This is a genomic window from Streptomyces sp. NPDC027185, assembly GCF_055567035.1.
Window position 1 is genome coordinate 221,155 of sequence record NZ_JBVHRF010000006.1, and the last position, 14,127, is coordinate 235,281.

15 protein-coding genes and 1 tRNA gene are annotated in these 14,127 nt (G+C 68.7%); 11 read left to right on the forward strand and 5 right to left on the reverse strand.

Going from position 1 to position 14,127, the window contains the following annotated elements:
- Window positions 1–164: 164 nt before the first annotated feature.
- From ACZ4M8_RS20955 to ACZ4M8_RS21005, 11 genes are all read left to right on the forward strand, one after another.
- A complete protein-coding gene (locus tag ACZ4M8_RS20955; protein WP_467609485.1) occupies window positions 165–386 on the forward strand; it encodes a ferredoxin in 222 nt (73 codons plus the stop codon).
- Window positions 376–1,770 carry an NAD(P)/FAD-dependent oxidoreductase gene (locus ACZ4M8_RS20960; protein ID WP_467609487.1) on the forward strand — a complete coding sequence of 465 codons (1,395 nt, stop codon included), beginning with the start codon at window positions 376–378 and terminating at the stop codon, window positions 1,768–1,770. The genes ACZ4M8_RS20955 and ACZ4M8_RS20960 overlap by 11 nt, the downstream gene beginning before the upstream one ends.
- Window positions 1,771–1,960: 190 nt before the next feature.
- The gene (locus ACZ4M8_RS20965) at window positions 1,961–3,199 is read left to right on the forward strand and encodes a cytochrome P450 (protein WP_467609489.1); all 1,239 of its coding nucleotides are present in this window, start codon (window positions 1,961–1,963) and stop codon (window positions 3,197–3,199) included.
- Window positions 3,200–3,743: 544 nt separating this feature from the next.
- On the forward strand, window positions 3,744–5,423 hold the full coding sequence (locus ACZ4M8_RS20970) for an amino acid adenylation domain-containing protein (protein ID WP_467609490.1): 1,680 nt from the start codon (window positions 3,744–3,746) through the stop codon (window positions 5,421–5,423).
- Window positions 5,398–5,655, forward strand: a complete 258-nt coding sequence (locus tag ACZ4M8_RS20975; RefSeq protein WP_467609492.1) for a phosphopantetheine-binding protein — start codon at window positions 5,398–5,400, stop codon at window positions 5,653–5,655. The genes ACZ4M8_RS20970 and ACZ4M8_RS20975 overlap by 26 nt, the downstream gene beginning before the upstream one ends.
- 61 nt (window positions 5,656–5,716) lie before the next feature.
- Window positions 5,717–6,673, forward strand: coding sequence for a chlorinating enzyme (locus ACZ4M8_RS20980; RefSeq protein WP_467609494.1), 957 nt, complete (start codon window positions 5,717–5,719; stop codon window positions 6,671–6,673).
- Between the two features lie 77 nt (window positions 6,674–6,750).
- A complete protein-coding gene (locus ACZ4M8_RS20985) occupies window positions 6,751–7,407 on the forward strand; it encodes an alanyl-tRNA editing protein (protein ID WP_467609496.1) in 657 nt (218 codons plus the stop codon).
- A complete protein-coding gene (locus ACZ4M8_RS20990) occupies window positions 7,394–8,380 on the forward strand; it encodes a DMT family transporter (protein WP_467609498.1) in 987 nt (328 codons plus the stop codon). The genes ACZ4M8_RS20985 and ACZ4M8_RS20990 overlap by 14 nt, the downstream gene beginning before the upstream one ends.
- Entirely contained in the window at window positions 8,377–9,129 is a 753-nt protein-coding gene (locus tag ACZ4M8_RS20995; protein ID WP_467609500.1) for a thioesterase II family protein, read from the forward strand. The genes ACZ4M8_RS20990 and ACZ4M8_RS20995 overlap by 4 nt, the downstream gene beginning before the upstream one ends.
- A 353-nt stretch (window positions 9,130–9,482) precedes the next feature.
- Window positions 9,483–9,555: transfer RNA gene (locus ACZ4M8_RS21000), tRNA-Arg, on the forward strand.
- Between the two features lie 127 nt (window positions 9,556–9,682).
- On the forward strand, window positions 9,683–10,075 hold the full coding sequence (locus ACZ4M8_RS21005) for a hypothetical protein (protein WP_467609502.1): 393 nt from the start codon (window positions 9,683–9,685) through the stop codon (window positions 10,073–10,075).
- A gap of 79 nt (window positions 10,076–10,154) precedes the next feature.
- On the opposite strand, the gene ACZ4M8_RS21010 is transcribed toward ACZ4M8_RS21005, so the two are convergent.
- The 5 genes from ACZ4M8_RS21010 to ACZ4M8_RS21030 all read right to left on the reverse strand — a co-directional run bounded on the left by ACZ4M8_RS21010 (window position 10,155) and on the right by ACZ4M8_RS21030 (window position 14,127).
- Window positions 10,155–10,277 (reverse strand): hypothetical protein, encoded by a 123-nt coding sequence (locus tag ACZ4M8_RS21010; protein WP_467609504.1) that lies wholly within the window; start codon window positions 10,275–10,277, stop codon window positions 10,155–10,157.
- A 71-nt stretch (window positions 10,278–10,348) separates the two neighbouring features.
- Complete coding sequence (locus ACZ4M8_RS21015; protein WP_467609506.1) at window positions 10,349–12,130, reverse strand: serine/threonine-protein kinase; 1,782 nt, start codon at window positions 12,128–12,130, stop codon at window positions 10,349–10,351.
- A 349-nt stretch (window positions 12,131–12,479) separates the two neighbouring features.
- On the reverse strand, window positions 12,480–12,842 hold the full coding sequence (locus ACZ4M8_RS21020; RefSeq protein WP_467609508.1) for a hypothetical protein: 363 nt from the start codon (window positions 12,840–12,842) through the stop codon (window positions 12,480–12,482).
- Window positions 12,839–13,828 carry an EamA family transporter gene (locus ACZ4M8_RS21025; protein WP_467609510.1) on the reverse strand — a complete coding sequence of 330 codons (990 nt, stop codon included), beginning with the start codon at window positions 13,826–13,828 and terminating at the stop codon, window positions 12,839–12,841. Before ACZ4M8_RS21025 ends, ACZ4M8_RS21020 begins: the two co-directional genes overlap by 4 nt.
- Window positions 13,825–14,127, reverse strand: a complete 303-nt coding sequence (locus tag ACZ4M8_RS21030; protein WP_467609512.1) for a hypothetical protein — start codon at window positions 14,125–14,127, stop codon at window positions 13,825–13,827. Before ACZ4M8_RS21030 ends, ACZ4M8_RS21025 begins: the two co-directional genes overlap by 4 nt.

Sequence of the window (14,127 nt, forward strand, 5' to 3'; positions counted from 1 at the left end):
CCTCCCTGCCCCTCCGGCCCGGCGGATCACCCCGTCGCATCGGCCGGAGTGCACCGCCCGCGGTCCCCTCCGATGCTGGAACGGGGCGGGCGGATTCCGGCGTGCGCGCCGAGGGGCGGGGACGGCAGGCGCGCACGGTCACCTCGCGAAGGAGCAAAGACCCGATGAGGCTGGTCGTCGATCTCAACCGGTGCCAGGGGTACGCCCAGTGCGCCTTCCTCGCACCCGATGTCTTCACCCTGCACGGCGCGGAAGCGCTGATGTACGACCCGCAGCCCGCCGACGAACGGCGCGCGGAGGTGCTGCGGGCCGCGTACGCCTGCCCCGTCCGGGCCATCACCGTCGAGGACGCGGAGCCGGCGGCGGGTGGCTGCCATGCCGGATGACGACCGCCTCGAAGCCCTCCGCCGCGAGGGCCGCATCGTCATCGTCGGCGCCTCCCTGGCAGGCCTGCGGGCCGCCGAGACGCTGCGCGCGGAAGGCTTCCGCGGCACCCTCACCCTGATCGGCGACGAGCCCCACGAGCCGTACGACCGGCCGCCGTTGTCCAAACAGGTGCTGCTGGGAAACGTCCCCGCCGACCACACGGCGCTGCCGCGACGCCGCGCGCTCGACGCCCGGTGGCGGCTCGGCACCGCGGCCACCGCACTGGACCCGGCGGCCAAGCGGGTGACCCTCGCCGACGGCGACACCGTCCCCTACGACCGGCTGCTGATCGCCACCGGCGTCCGCTCCCGCCCCTGGCCGCACGAGCTGGAGTCCGACCTGGACGGCGTGTTCGTGCTGCGCACCCGCGACCACGCGGCGCGGCTGCACCGCCGGCTGTCCGCCGGACCGCACCGGGTGCTGGTCATCGGCGCCGGATTCACCGGTTCCGAGATCGCCTCCGCCTGCCGCGAGCGGGGCCTGCCGGTCACCGTCGCGGAACGCGGCCCGGCCCCGCTCTCCGGCGCGCTCGGCGGCGTCATCGGCGAGACGGCCGCCGCCCTGCACCGCGCCCACGGCGTCGATCTGCGCTGCGGAGTGCAGGTCACGGGCCTGGAGGGGGACTCCGCCGGCCGGGTGCGGCGCGCCCACTTCTCGGACGGTACGACCCTCGACACGGACGTGGTCGTCGTCTGCCTGGGCGCGACCCGCAACACCGAATGGCTCGCGGGCTCCGGACTCGGCGCGGGCCCGCGCGGTATCGCCTGCGACGCCGGCTGCCGCGCCTTCGACGTCCGGGGCATCGTCACCGACGACATCTTCGTCGCAGGGGACGTCGCCCGCTCCCCGCACCCGCTCTTCGGCTACCAGTTCCTCTCCCTGGAGCACTGGGGCAACGCCGTCGCCCAGGCAGCGACCGCCGCCCACAACATGATCAGCGCGAGCACCGACCGCCGCCCGCACCTGTGGATGCCGTCGTTCTGGTCCGCGCAGTTCGGCGTCAACATCAAGTCCGTCGGCGTCCCGCCCATGGCCGACCAACTCCTGGTCACCCAGGGCTCCCTGGCCGACCGCCACTTCACCGCGGTCTACGGACACCAGGGCCGCGTCATCGCCGCCGTCACCTTCGACCAGGGCAAATGGCTGGAGTTCTACGAGCGGCAGATCGAACGGGCGGCACCGTTCCCCCCGGAGTTCCCCACCGTCGACCGCCGCCCCGAAGGGCTCCACCCGGTGGCCGCCGGCTTCCCCGACCCCTCCCTCCCCACCCACGGCCCCACCGTCACCCTCAGCGGCCACTCCCCCACCGACCGCCGCCTCTCCTTCACTCCCCGACGCGCGTGACCCCGGGCCCCCGCCCGGCACACGCCCGCAACCGCCGGCCTTGAGCACCCGCCTCACGAAGCCTCGACGCGTCGCCGCGCGGCGACGCCAGCCCGGTGGCGCCGGGCCCCGCACCGCAAGCCCAGGGCCCCCCGGGGCCCGCACGCCGCTGAGCCGGCTCCACCCGCCCGCAGCCCGGAAGGAACCCCCCATGACGTCGGTCGCCCTCCTGCGGCAGATCCTCGACCCCGCCCACCGCGCCGACCCCTACCCCCTCTACGCGGAGCTACGGAAGACCCCCGTCGTACGGGACGAGACCGGCGCCTACCTGGTCAGCACGTACTGGGAGATCCAGGAGTTGCTGCACGACCCGCGCGTCAGCTCCGACGCCCGCAACCTGAACCCGGAGGCCGCCGCGCGTCTGGGCCAGGAGGAGGACCCGAACCTGCCGCCGACGTTCCTCCGCCTCGACCCGCCCGAACACGACCGGCTGCGCGGACTGGCGATGCGTCCGTTCGGCCCGCCGCACAGCCCCCGTCGCGTCTCCGCCATGCAGGGCGAACTGGCCGCCATCGTCACCGACCTCATCGACGGCTTCCACGACCGGGACCACCTCGACCTCGTCGACAACTTCTCCTACCCCTTCCCCGTCACGGTGATCTGCCGGCTCCTCGGCGTCCCGCGCGAGGACGAACCCCGCTTCCACGTCTGGGCCGACACCCTCGCCGCCGGCCTCGACCCCGTCCAGGGCACCCCCGAGGAGCGCGAGACCCAGCTGCGGACCGTCCGCCGGGCCCGCGCCGACCTCGCCGCCTACCTCTCCGAACTCATCGAGGAACGCCGCCGCGCCCCCCGCGACGACATGCTCTCGGCCATGGCCACCGACCACGGGCCCGACGGCGCGATGTCCCCCCTGGAGATGGTCAGCACCGCGGCCCTCCTGCTCATCGCCGGCCACGAAACCACCGTCAACCTCATCACCAACGGCATGCTCGCCCTCCTCCGCGACCCCGCCCTCCTCCACCGCCTCCGCACCGACCCCGCCCTCGCCGCCCCCTTCGTCGAGGAACTCCTCCGTTACGATCCCCCGGTCCAACTCCTGCCCCAGCGCACCACGTTGACCGACATCGACATCGCGGGGACCACCATCCCCAAAGGCGCCTCCCTCTGGCTCCTCCTCGCCTCCGGCAACCGCGACCCGCAGCGCTTTCCCGACCCCGACCGCTTCCTCCCCGACCGCGCGGACAACCAGCACCTGAGCTTCGGCAGCGGCATCCACACCTGCTTCGGCGCCCCCCTCGCCCGCCTCGAAACCCAGATCGCCCTCACCGAACTCACCCGCCGCCTCAAAAACCCCCGCCTCGCCGAGGACCCCCCGCCGTACCGCCGCAACGCGGTCCTGAGGGGCCCACGTCATCTACCTGTGGTGGTGGAGGGGGTGGAGGCGTAAGGCCGGGCCCGGAGCGGGGGCGACCCCGGCGCCCTTCGCCGATGCCCGGCGCCCGGGGCCCAGCGCCGGCGCCCTCCGCCCGCCGAGCCCGACGCCCGCCCCCGCGGGGCGTGCGGAAATCTTCGTCGCCGCAGGTCAGCCGCCCTGAGCAGGGCTTTCCCGAAAAGGATCATTTCTCGTTCGCGGAACATTCCACGAAATCGAATGCCGGTCGGCGTGGCAGCACCGTTGACCGGCGCCCCACCGTCCGGATCCCGGTTGAGCATCCTCCGCCGACGCTCAGCGTTTCCCCGGAGCACGCTCCCCACGCGCCCGGACCACCGCGGTCGGCCGGTCACAGCGGTGACCCATGACTTCGCGCTCGCCGCCACATTCGCCGTACACCCGTCGCGACCTGCGACTTTCACATGGCTGCCGGGGCTTAAACCACAAGAAGCCACCTGTAACGAAGATAACTTGATGACGAATCACCTTTGCGGGCGATTTGCGACGTGGAAGTGTGGCTACTGAGCGCAACCGTTCAGCAGTACCTTTCTGACACGCCATGTGGGGAGGCACGTTGACGCACCATGCGCCATTATCGGCCACTCAATCCCTTGGTCACCCCGCCGTCACCCTCGTCGATCTCCTCTTGTCCGCCACCGCGCGGTCGGGAAATTCCCCAGCCGTCGAATCGGAAGGGCGCACGGTCAGCTACGCCCAGCTGGACGAATGGTCGAACGCCGTCTGTACGACGTTACGTGGGAACGGCGTGGCAAGGGGTGACTGCGTCGCCCTGCGGATGCCTCCGGGCGCCGAGGCCATCGCGGCCATGCTGGGAATCCTCAAAGCGGGCGCGGCCTACGTACCGCTGGACGTACGCAATCCGCCTTCCCGCAACGCGTTCATCCTCGCCGACTGCGGTGCTACCGCCTTCCTCGGCGACGCGGACGGCAGCGTCCCGGCCGGGTTACCGGTCATCGCGGAGGAGGTTGTGGCGGCGCTCGGCCGGCCGGGGCCCGCCCTGAATCCCGCCGAAGCGGCGCCTGCCGCGCCGGACGGCACCGAGTCACCCGGCCCGCGGCCGGACGACACCGCCTACATCATCTACACCTCCGGGACGACGGGACAGCCCAAGGGCGTGCCCGTGCGGCACAGGAACGTGGTCGCTCTCCTCGCCGCCGCGTCCGGGCTCTTCACCTTCACCTCCTCCGACCGGTGGCTGCTCTTCCACTCCATCGCCTTCGACTTCTCCGTCTGGGAGATCTGGGGGCCGCTGTCCACCGGCGCCCGGTTGGTGGTCCTGCCTCACTGGACCTCCCGGTCACCCGAGGAAACCCTCAAGGTCCTCACCGACCGGCGGATCACCGTCCTGAACCAGACGCCGACCGCGTTCGGCGCACTGGCGACGGCAGCGATACGGCAGGACACGGACCTGCCCGACCTTCGCTACGTCGTCTTCGGCGGCGAGAAGCTCACACCACCGATACTGCGGCCCTGGGCCCGGCGCTTCGGCCTTGACCAGCCACGACTGGTCAATATGTACGGGATCACCGAAACCACCGTCCACTCCACGTTCCACGAGTACACGGAGGAGGGCCTGCGCGAGGACGTCTCGTGCATCGGCCGCCCGCTCCCCGGGTTCACCGCGCGGATCATGACGGAGGACGGCCGGGAGGCCGGTGCCGACGAGCCGGGCGAGCTGTGGCTGGCAGGGCCGCAAGTGGCCGAGGGCTATCTGAACCGGCCCCAGCTCACCGCGGAACGGTTCCCCCGCGCTCCGGTACCGGACGGCGACGGCCTGGGGCCCTCCCATTACTACCGATCCGGTGATCTCGTAAGCCGTCGGCAGCGGGGCGACCTGATCTACCACGGCCGCGCCGACCTCCAGGTCAAGCTGCGCGGTCACCGCATCGAGCTCAGCGACATCGAAGCCTCCGTGCGTTCGTACAACGGCGTCGTCGACGCGGTCGTGTGGGTGCGGGAGTTCAAACCCGGTGACGAGCGGCTGGTCTGCGCCTTCGTCGCGGGTGAGGTGACGGGAGGCGCCTCACCGGACGCGCGGGCCCTGCGCCGCCACGTCCAGGGACTGCTGCCCTCCTACATGCGGCCCGCGAGCTACGAACCGCTGCCCGGCCTGCCACGAACCGTCAACGGAAAGGTGGACCGGGCCGCCGTGGCCCGGATCTGGGAACAGCAACGACAGGAGAAGGTACGTGATGTCCCAAGCACACACCGAACGTGAGGCGGCGGAGATCCAGCGCCGCACGCTGGAGTGGGTCGCCGAGCTTCTTGAGGAGCCGGAGGTCCACGCGGAGGACAACTTCCTCGACCTGGGCGGGCATTCGATGCTCGCCCTGCAGCTGGGAGAGCACGCCAAGGCCGCCTTCGGCGCCGACTACGACCTCAAGACGCTGTTCGAAGGAAGCCTCGCCTCGGCCGCGGCCGAACTGGCCTCCCGCCTGGCCGAGAGATGAGCGACGCCGCACGCACCACCCTCGTACGGAACACCGTGACAGCTCAGAAGGGACGGCTCACATGACGGCCAGCGAGGAGAGGGACTTCCGGCTCAGTGCCGAGGAGCTCGCGCAGTTCGAACGGGACGGCTTCATCGGCCCGGTCAAGATCTTCGAGCCGGAGGAGATGGAGGAGCGGTGGGACACCATCCGGCGCCGGCTCCCCGACCGTTCCAAGGCCGTCTACCCCGATGACGCGCTCAGCGGCGGCACGAACATCTCGAACTACGACCGCCACCTCGATGTGGATCTGCTCTCCGAGCACATCATGAACCGAAAGATCGTCGACCGGGTGGCCTCCATACTCGGACCCGATGTGCTCTGCTGGCGGACCGAGTTCTTCCCCAAGTACCCCGGCGATGAGGGCACCGACTGGCACCAGGCGGCCACCTTCGCCAATGCCAGCAAGAAGCCGCAGATCAAGTGGCCCGCCGAGGACGGCGAGACCCCCTTCGGCGGCACGATCACCGTATGGACCGCGTTCACGGACTCCACCAAGGAGAACGGCTGCCTCCAGCTCATGCCGGGCACTCACCGGGAGATGAACTACGACGAGTCCAAAGCCATGGACTACGATCCGAACGCGATCAACTCCCGCGAGAAGGAGGGGATCCGGCGCGGCTTCTTCGGCTACGACTATCGGCAGTTGCAGAAGGATCCGAACTGGAAGCCGGACGAATCGCAGGCCTTTCCCCTGGTGATGAAGCGTGGTGAATGCGTCATCTTCTGGTCCACCCTGATGCACGCCTCGCTTCCCCACACCGGCAGCAAGAAGGACTACCGCATGGGGTTCGCCGCCCGCTATGTGCCGACCAAGGTGAAGGTCTACCCCGACACGGCACAGGTGGCTGAATACGGTGGCGGCATCCCGCTCGACAACTACGGTGCGGTGCTCGTATCCGGTGAGGACACCTACGGAATCAACACCATCGCCGAACACAGCAGGCGGGGTTATGTGTTCACCCCTCGCCGTTTCTGACACAGCGTGACGCGGTGGCAGGGCGCCGCATATGCCCTGCCACCAAGCGCAGAACCCAGCACACCGCGGAGGAACCGGTGCCACAACGCCATATCTACCTTGAGGACACCTACCACTTCACCGTCGACACCCGGGTCACCGGCGCCGGCACAAGTGATAAGGGACCCTGGGTGGAGCTGGAGGAAAATATTTTCCACCCCCAGGGCGGCGGCCAGCCCAGCGACCGGGGAACGGTCGCCGATGCGCAGGCTCACCCCTTCAAGGCCCCCGAAGCGGACGGCCATGTTGTCCGGCTCGCAAGTACCCGCGAGTTCCGGATCGGCGAGCAGGTCAGCTGCGCCGTCGATCCCGAGTCCCGCCGGCTGCACGCCGCCCTGCACACCTGCGGCCACGTCGTGGACGGATTCATCCGCGAGCTGGGGTTCCGGCACAAAGTCAGCAATCACTTCCCCGGCCAGGCCCGCATCGAATTCCAAGCAGGCGCCGAGCGGCCCGATCTGGACCAGCTCGCGGCCACGGTCGAGGAACGTACGCTCCGGGCCATCGAATCCGATCACAAGGTGTACGCGATCGACCGTGGTGACCAGCGGGTCGTGGTCATCGACGGCCTGAATGAAGACCCTTGCGGCGGAACCCACGTGACGTCGCTGGGCCGGCTCACCGGCTTTTCGCTGCGGTCCCTCAAGGTCAAGGGCGGCGTTCTCAAGGTGGGGTACACCGTTGAACACGCCTGACGTCGCCGGCGAAAGCCTCACCGGAAGCCCCGGCGTCACATTAACGAAGGAGTCCGCAACCGGTCGGCGGAATACGTGGGCGGCGGACCTTGGCGTACTCGCCGTGGCCGTCGTGTGGGGATCGACCTACGTGGCCATGCAGTGGGTCGGCCATTTCCTGTCCGTACCGGCCTTTCTGTTTCTCCGCTTCGCCCTCGGCGCCCTGTGCATCACCCTGATGTCCCTCCGGACCTGGCGCAGCGCCAGCCGGACCGAACTGAAGCTGGGCGTGCTTTTCGGGGTCCTGCTGTTCGGCATTCTCTTCCTGGAAACCCTCGGGGTGCGCTACACCCTGGCGTCCAATGCGGGTTTCCTGATCGCCCTGTCCGTCATGCTCGTACCGATCATCGAGCGGGTGTTCCTCAAAGGCAGGGTCGCCCGCGGCATTTACCTGCTGGCGCTGCTTTCCCTGGCGGGCTGCGCGCTCCTCACCTTCGAGCAGGGCCTGTCGGTCCGCAGCGGCGACCTGATCATCCTGGGTGCCGCGCTGATCAGAGCGAGCCAAATCGTGCTCTTCGCTTCCCGGGCCAAGGGAGAGGACGTCTCACTCCTGCGGATCACCGCGATCGAGCTGTGGGTGGTGGCTGCCGGCGGCCTGGTGCTGTCCCTCGCACACCCCGTAAAGACCTTGCAGGACATCGGCCGGCTGCCGGTCGGCGCTTGGCTTGTCATCCTGTACCTGGGCGTGCTGGGCACAGCCTTCGCGTTCCTCGTTCAACTGCACGCCGCGCGGGTCTCCAGCCCCACCCGGGTGGGGCTGGTCCTCTCCACCGAGCCCTTCTTCGCCGCCGTCTTCGCTGTCGTGCTGCTCGGTGAACACCTGGGGCCCACTCAGCTGGCCGGCGGAGGTTTCATCCTCTTCGCCGCCCTGGCGGGCCGCTGGCTGGATGCCAGGCACCGTGAGCCGAAACCCGGTCCGGAGGAAATTTCGTGAACCCTTTCCCGGTGGTTCTCCTGCATCATTCCGGCGGATCCGCACAGGTCTTCGGCCCGCTCCTTCGTGCGCTGCCCGAGCAGATCCACGCCCTCGTGCCGGAGCTTCCCGGCCGGGGGCGCAGATGGAGGGAGAAGCCCGCCCTCTCGGCCCGGGAAGCCGTAGGTGACCTGGCCGAGCAGGTCACCCGGGCCGGAATCACCGGGGAATTCGCGATCTTCGGACACAGCATGGGGGCCTATCTCGGACTGCTCCTCGCCGCACATTTCGAGGGCACCCCGGGCGGTGCGTACTGCGGAACACTCTTCGCCTCCGCCAACGCAGGACCGCGCGCCGCATCCCCGCTGTTCGGCGGCGATCCGCGGGAAGCCGACGACGACGTGGTCCTGGACACCGCCGCCCGGTTCGGCGGCCTGCCGCCGCAGGTTCTCGCCCATGAGCAGCTGCGAGAACGGACCGCCGAACTGCTCCGCGCGGACTTCTCGGTGTGCGACTCATTCGTACGGACGCACAGCGACACCGTGACCGGCAGCCGGATCGTGGTGTGCCACGGCACCGACGACATTCTCACCGCCGAGCAACTCGACCGATGGCGGCTCAGCACGACAGCCGGCAGCGAGGTGGTGCCCTTCGCGGGGGACCACTTCTACATAACCGACTGCGCCGCCGAGGTGGCTGAGAAGATCGCCGCGCACCTGGGCATCGGCCCGCCAGGGCCGGACCGGCACCAGCCGTCCGCAACGGTGTAGCGCATCTGGTCACGGGCTCCCCGGCAGATCCGGACCACCCACCCCGGACCCGACCCCGAAACCACCGACGCAGCGGACGGAACCGCCACCACCGCAGGCCGCCAAGCAAGCCCTCACTCAACAGCCAGAAGCAAGAAGCCGCAGGTCAAATACCTCGCGACAGCTGAAGCCCCCGTACTTCACCCACCGCTCCACCCCGATCCGCTACGCTGTTCACGTCAGTGGCCAGGTCACACAAGATGTCCGCCCGGGAAACCGTCGCGATCATCCGCAGCCCCCACTGACCCGCGGGCTTGCACACGAGACCGAAGATCCACTCGCTGGGTCTTCCCCAAGGTCTCCCACAGGCCCACGCCTCCGTAGCTCAGGGGATAGAGCACCGCTCTCCTAAAGCGGGTGTCGCAGGTTCGAATCCTGCCGGGGGCACAGGGGAATTGCAGGTCAGAGGCCCTGTCACCGGAGTGGGTGGCAGGGCTTCCGGCTTCCGGCTTCCGGCTTCCGGCTTCCGGCTTCCGGCTTCCGGCTTCCGGCTTCCGGCACGGATTTGGCACACATGGGGTGTACGCCGAGGGGGAGCTGTACCGCGATGCCCGCCAAGGACGAACTGGCCAAGCGCCGCCACGACAACCTCGTCGCCCGCCTGGGGAGCCTCATGGAGGCCGAGCTGAAGCCCGACTACCAGGGCTACTACGGGCAGCTGATCCTGAGCAGCAGCGACCTCGAAGAGATGGGCGAGGGCGAGCTCAAGGACGTACGGCGTGCCGCCCGCGAGGCCGGCCGTCGCCTCGACTGGCAGCCGAAGACCCAGCTCGTGGACGGACGGCTCTTCGTCTACGACGACCGCGAGGTCCCCGAAGAGATCAGCCGACAGGCGATGCGGGACGCTGCCGAGGCGGTGGAAGCCGTTATGCGACCGCATATGAACCGGACTCCGGGCAAAGACTGAGCCGTGCCCTGGCGCCGGGTTCCGCCCTCCCCATCTTTCGGGCAGCGCCCGGCGAACCTCTGCACGGATCAGGCAGCGATCACACTGCGACAACGCCCTCCAGGGCGGCCGCCGTGTGCCGCAGCTTGCGTGGAGTGAGCTTGAGGTGGCCGAGGTCCGCCTCGGCGACCGCCGGTACGAAGAACCGCTGCCGCCGATTCAACTCCAGCGACTACGGCTTCGGACCAGGCACCACCCACCCTATGACCGCCCTTGAACTTCGAACTCAGGACACTAGCGCGTGCGGGTGCCAAGGACCTTCCCGAGCGTGATGGCCACGTCGAAGTCCCGATCCCACGTGAGCGCGACGAGGTCGTCGAACTCCGCCTCAGGGCGGAGCAGATCTAGGACGTCGGCCTCGAATACCGAGCCCGGTTCTGCGAGGGCGAGCGCCTCATCGCGGAAGCAGCGGTACATGTTGCGTGACCGGAACATGACCGAGTACCCACCGTCTGCGAGTTCTCCCACGGAGACACCCCACTTCGCTTCAAGCGCCTGCAGTGTGCCGGCGACGTCGTCGGCGTTGATCGGCTCGGTCAACAGATCCACTCCCACCGCTTCTCGGGCTGAATCCAACGGAAGCGTCTTGTCCCAGAGCACCGAGAGGTGGCGCTCGAAACCAATGTCCTCGCGAACTGTTTTGTCGAACTCCAGGTAGCCGGTGTCCAGAATCGTACGCATCCAGCGGGTGATCCAGAGGATCGGGGCGTTGACCAGATTCATCCGCAACGAGCCATGGCCTTCACCGTAGACAGATTCGCGGATGCTCGTCAGCAGCTCTTTGCAGTGGTAGTCCTTGCAGAACCGGAACAAGTGAGCCGACCGCCGTGGCAGACCGTCCCAGAGCGAAGACCGAGGGAGGGGGAAATCAGCCAGAATCGTCTCCAACTCGCGTTGGAGCTCCGGCTTGGCGGCCGACAATACGAAAGCGTCGTCGTTCTCGCCCCACCGCCCAGCGCCCTCATAGTCGAACTTCGCCTTGCACGAGGCATATATAACGGATTGAGCACACGTATTGAACAGCTCCGTGCTCACCCGGTACGCAACCTCGCAGTGATAGTTGAGGTTGAATCGGTCGAGCTCTCCGTCGGCGACCCGCTCGAAGACATACTTCGCCGACAGCACGTCTCTCGCGGCACGGCCGAGGACCCGCTCGACCTCGCCGGACGAGATCTCGGCGGACGCTTCGTTGGGGCGCAGATCATCGGAGATCTCCTCGATTGTCGAGTCGATCCGCTGAAGGGTTACCCGAAGCATGCCGCGTACGGCGTCGATGCGGAGCCGCTGTGCCTCGTCTTGGAGCAGCATCTGTTCAACGATCAGGTCGAGGTCGGCCAGGAAGGGATAGCGGTCGCGTACAAGCGCGTGTCGTCGCCCTCGGGCGTTCTGCTTCGTGAACATCTCGGTTATGACGAGGCCGAGCGCAAAGATGTCCGCCGGCTTGCCGATATCGAGGGCGTTGTTCCTCACCATCTGCTCGGGAGCGAGGTAGTTCCGGTTCCCCAGAAAGTCCCTGCGCTTCGTGAGCGAGGAGTCCTTGAAATGCGCGATGCCGAAGTCGGCCAGGACGAGCCGTCGCGCATCAGGGTCGACGAGGACATTCTCGGGTTTGATGTCACGATGCACTATGCCGTCGCCATGCACGTACGCGAGCGCATCGCAGAGCTGGCGCGCGTAGTCGAGAAGAATGTCAGCATCGGTTTCGTCGTTGATCACGTTTCGCAGCGTCATCGGGTAGAAGTCCATGACGTAGTAGAAGAAGTTCGCGTCCTCTGAGCGCGCATGGATGCTCACGACGTTCGGGTGGCTCGATGTCTGTCCGTACTCGATCTCCTGCTTGAAACGCTTGTTGCGAGCGGAGTCCGCGTTGCGGTCCTTCTCAATCCGTTTGACTGCGAACACCTGACCATCGGGCTTACGGCGGGCCTTCCACACCACGGCTGAACCGCCCTCTCCCAGAGCTGAATCGCGCTCGTAAGTGACTCCGTCGATGATGAACGGTTCGTGCTTCGGCATAAACCCACCCTACTGACATCCTCGGGGCGGTGGCTTCGACCAATTGCCGCCAGGACCAGAGCGTTCTCCGGCGGGTGAGGTAGATGCCCACCACGACACTGAGAGCTGGAGAGGGACGTTTCCCCTGGTCACACACCCTCCGGTCGGCTTTTGCGCAGGTCACAGCCCCGCCCAGGGAAAACTCCTAAAGCGGGTGTCGCAGGTTCGAATCCTGCCGGGGGCACAGGGGAATTGCAGGTCAGAGGCCCTGCCACCGGAATGGGTGGCAGGGCCTTGGGTTTTGCGGCGCGTAGGGCGCGCAGGCGCACGTGTGGGACCGGGACCCAGCGCTCCGGCGCCCCCTGCCCCCTCATCCCCGGAGCGCCCCCGTAGCCCCCGTAGCCCCCGCCGTGAGCCGGACCCCGACCGAGCAGGGTGCCGTCGTGGTCCCGGGTGCGTCTGCCGGGATCGGCGGGGGTGTCACGGGGGCCGCCGGGATCGGCGGGGGCGCGGAGGTGTTCGTCGGGATCGGCGGGGGCGCGGAGGTGTTCGTCGGGCGCAGCAGGGTCGTGGCGATGCGGGCGGCGTGTTCGGCGGTGATGAGGAGTTCTATGTAGTCGCCGTCGGCGGTGTGGTCGCCGAGGGTGATGCGCAGGGAGACCGTGCCGTCGGGTTCTGTCGATGCCGTGACCGTTCCGTCGACCACCCCGGGGATCACCGCGGGCGCTGTCATCTCGTGGCCTCCTCGGACGGGGACGAAGACGCGGGCTCGGACGCGGAGGTGGGCGCAGATGCCGGATCGGGAGCGGTCTCGGGGCCGGGGGTGGACGGCTGTGGGGCGCGGCGCGTGGAGAGGGCGTTTCGGATGCGGGCGCCGTAGAGGCTGGTGGTCAGGCCGGCGAGGATCAGGAGGCCGGAGAGGAGTTTGAGGGCGGGGAGTTGCTCGCCGAAGATCAGTACGGAGCCGGTGATGCCGAAGAGGGGGACGAGGAGGGAGAGGGGGGCGACGGTGGAGACCGGGTACTCCTTGAGCAGCCAGTTCCAGATGGCGTACGCGAGGAGGGTGTTGGGGTACGCCTGGAAGAGGATCGAGGCCACGGCGGTGAGGTCGAGCCCGGAGCCGAGGTGCTCGAAGCCGGCGGTGCCGCCCACCGCGAGGTCCAGCAGGAACAGCGGTATCGGTGAGAACAGGCAGGACCACACCAGGAACGCGCCGACCCGGTCCGGGGCCGCCTTCTTCATCAGGACGTTGGCCGCGCTCCAGGAGAACGCGCCGAGGACCACCAGGGCGAGGCCGGCGAGGGTGACGCTGCCGTCGGTGAGGAACGCGGTGCAGGCGAGGCCGCCGAGGGCGATGACGGTGCCGGCGATCTGGTGCCGGGCGAGCTTCTCCCGGAAGACGACCGCGCCGAGCAGGATCGTCAGGAACGCGCTGAGCTGCAGGACCAGGGAGGCGATGCCCGCGGAGACGCCCGCCTGCACCGCGAGGTTGACCACGCCCCACAGGGCGACGCCGAAGATCAGGCCGTATCCGGCGAGGTAGCGCCAGGGGACGTCGGGGCGCCGGACCACCAGGACCGCGGGGAAGGCGGTGAGGGTGAAGCGGATACCGGTCAGCAGGAACGGGTCCACCGTCTCCAGGCCGATCTTCGTCACCGAGAAGTTGAATCCCCAGATCGCGGTGATCACCACCGCGAGGAGTACGTGTCGGGCTTTCATCGCAGCGGATTCTCCGGTTCGTCGCTGAAGGTCGTCTCGGTGCCCGTGCGGAAGTTCCGCCGGTGCAGGAGGGGGCGGGGCGGTGGGCCGCAGTGCGGTCCGGCCGGTTCGCCCACGGGGACGTCGTGGGCGCCGGCCGGGGCACGGTCCGCGAGGCGGCAGCGCAGGGCGGCCCGGCGCCGGTGGCCTGCTGCCCGCGCCCGACGGGCTCCGGTGGGGCGGGGCAGCCGGCTGCCGGGCCGGTCCTCGGAGGGGTGCCCGGCGAACCGGTCGATGCCCCGGGTGGGGGTCGGGCTCAT

Coding starts and splice junctions, on each gene's coding strand:
- ACZ4M8_RS20955 (WP_467609485.1), top strand. CDS start 165: ATGAGGCTGGTCGTCGATCTCAACCGGTGCCAGGGGTACGCCCAGTGC.
- ACZ4M8_RS20960 (WP_467609487.1), top strand. CDS start 376: ATGCCGGATGACGACCGCCTCGAAGCCCTCCGCCGCGAGGGCCGCATC.
- ACZ4M8_RS20965 (WP_467609489.1), top strand. CDS start 1,961: ATGACGTCGGTCGCCCTCCTGCGGCAGATCCTCGACCCCGCCCACCGC.
- ACZ4M8_RS20970 (WP_467609490.1), top strand. CDS start 3,744: ATGTGGGGAGGCACGTTGACGCACCATGCGCCATTATCGGCCACTCAA.
- ACZ4M8_RS20975 (WP_467609492.1), top strand. CDS start 5,398: ATGTCCCAAGCACACACCGAACGTGAGGCGGCGGAGATCCAGCGCCGC.
- ACZ4M8_RS20980 (WP_467609494.1), top strand. CDS start 5,717: ATGACGGCCAGCGAGGAGAGGGACTTCCGGCTCAGTGCCGAGGAGCTC.
- ACZ4M8_RS21005 (WP_467609502.1), top strand. CDS start 9,683: ATGGGGTGTACGCCGAGGGGGAGCTGTACCGCGATGCCCGCCAAGGAC.
- ACZ4M8_RS21015 (WP_467609506.1), bottom strand. CDS start 12,130: ATGCCGAAGCACGAACCGTTCATCATCGACGGAGTCACTTACGAGCGC.
- ACZ4M8_RS21020 (WP_467609508.1), bottom strand. CDS start 12,842: ATGACAGCGCCCGCGGTGATCCCCGGGGTGGTCGACGGAACGGTCACG.
- ACZ4M8_RS21025 (WP_467609510.1), bottom strand. CDS start 13,828: ATGAAAGCCCGACACGTACTCCTCGCGGTGGTGATCACCGCGATCTGG.
- ACZ4M8_RS21030 (WP_467609512.1), bottom strand. CDS start 14,127: ATGAGCCCGACCCCCACCCGGGGCATCGACCGGTTCGCCGGGCACCCC.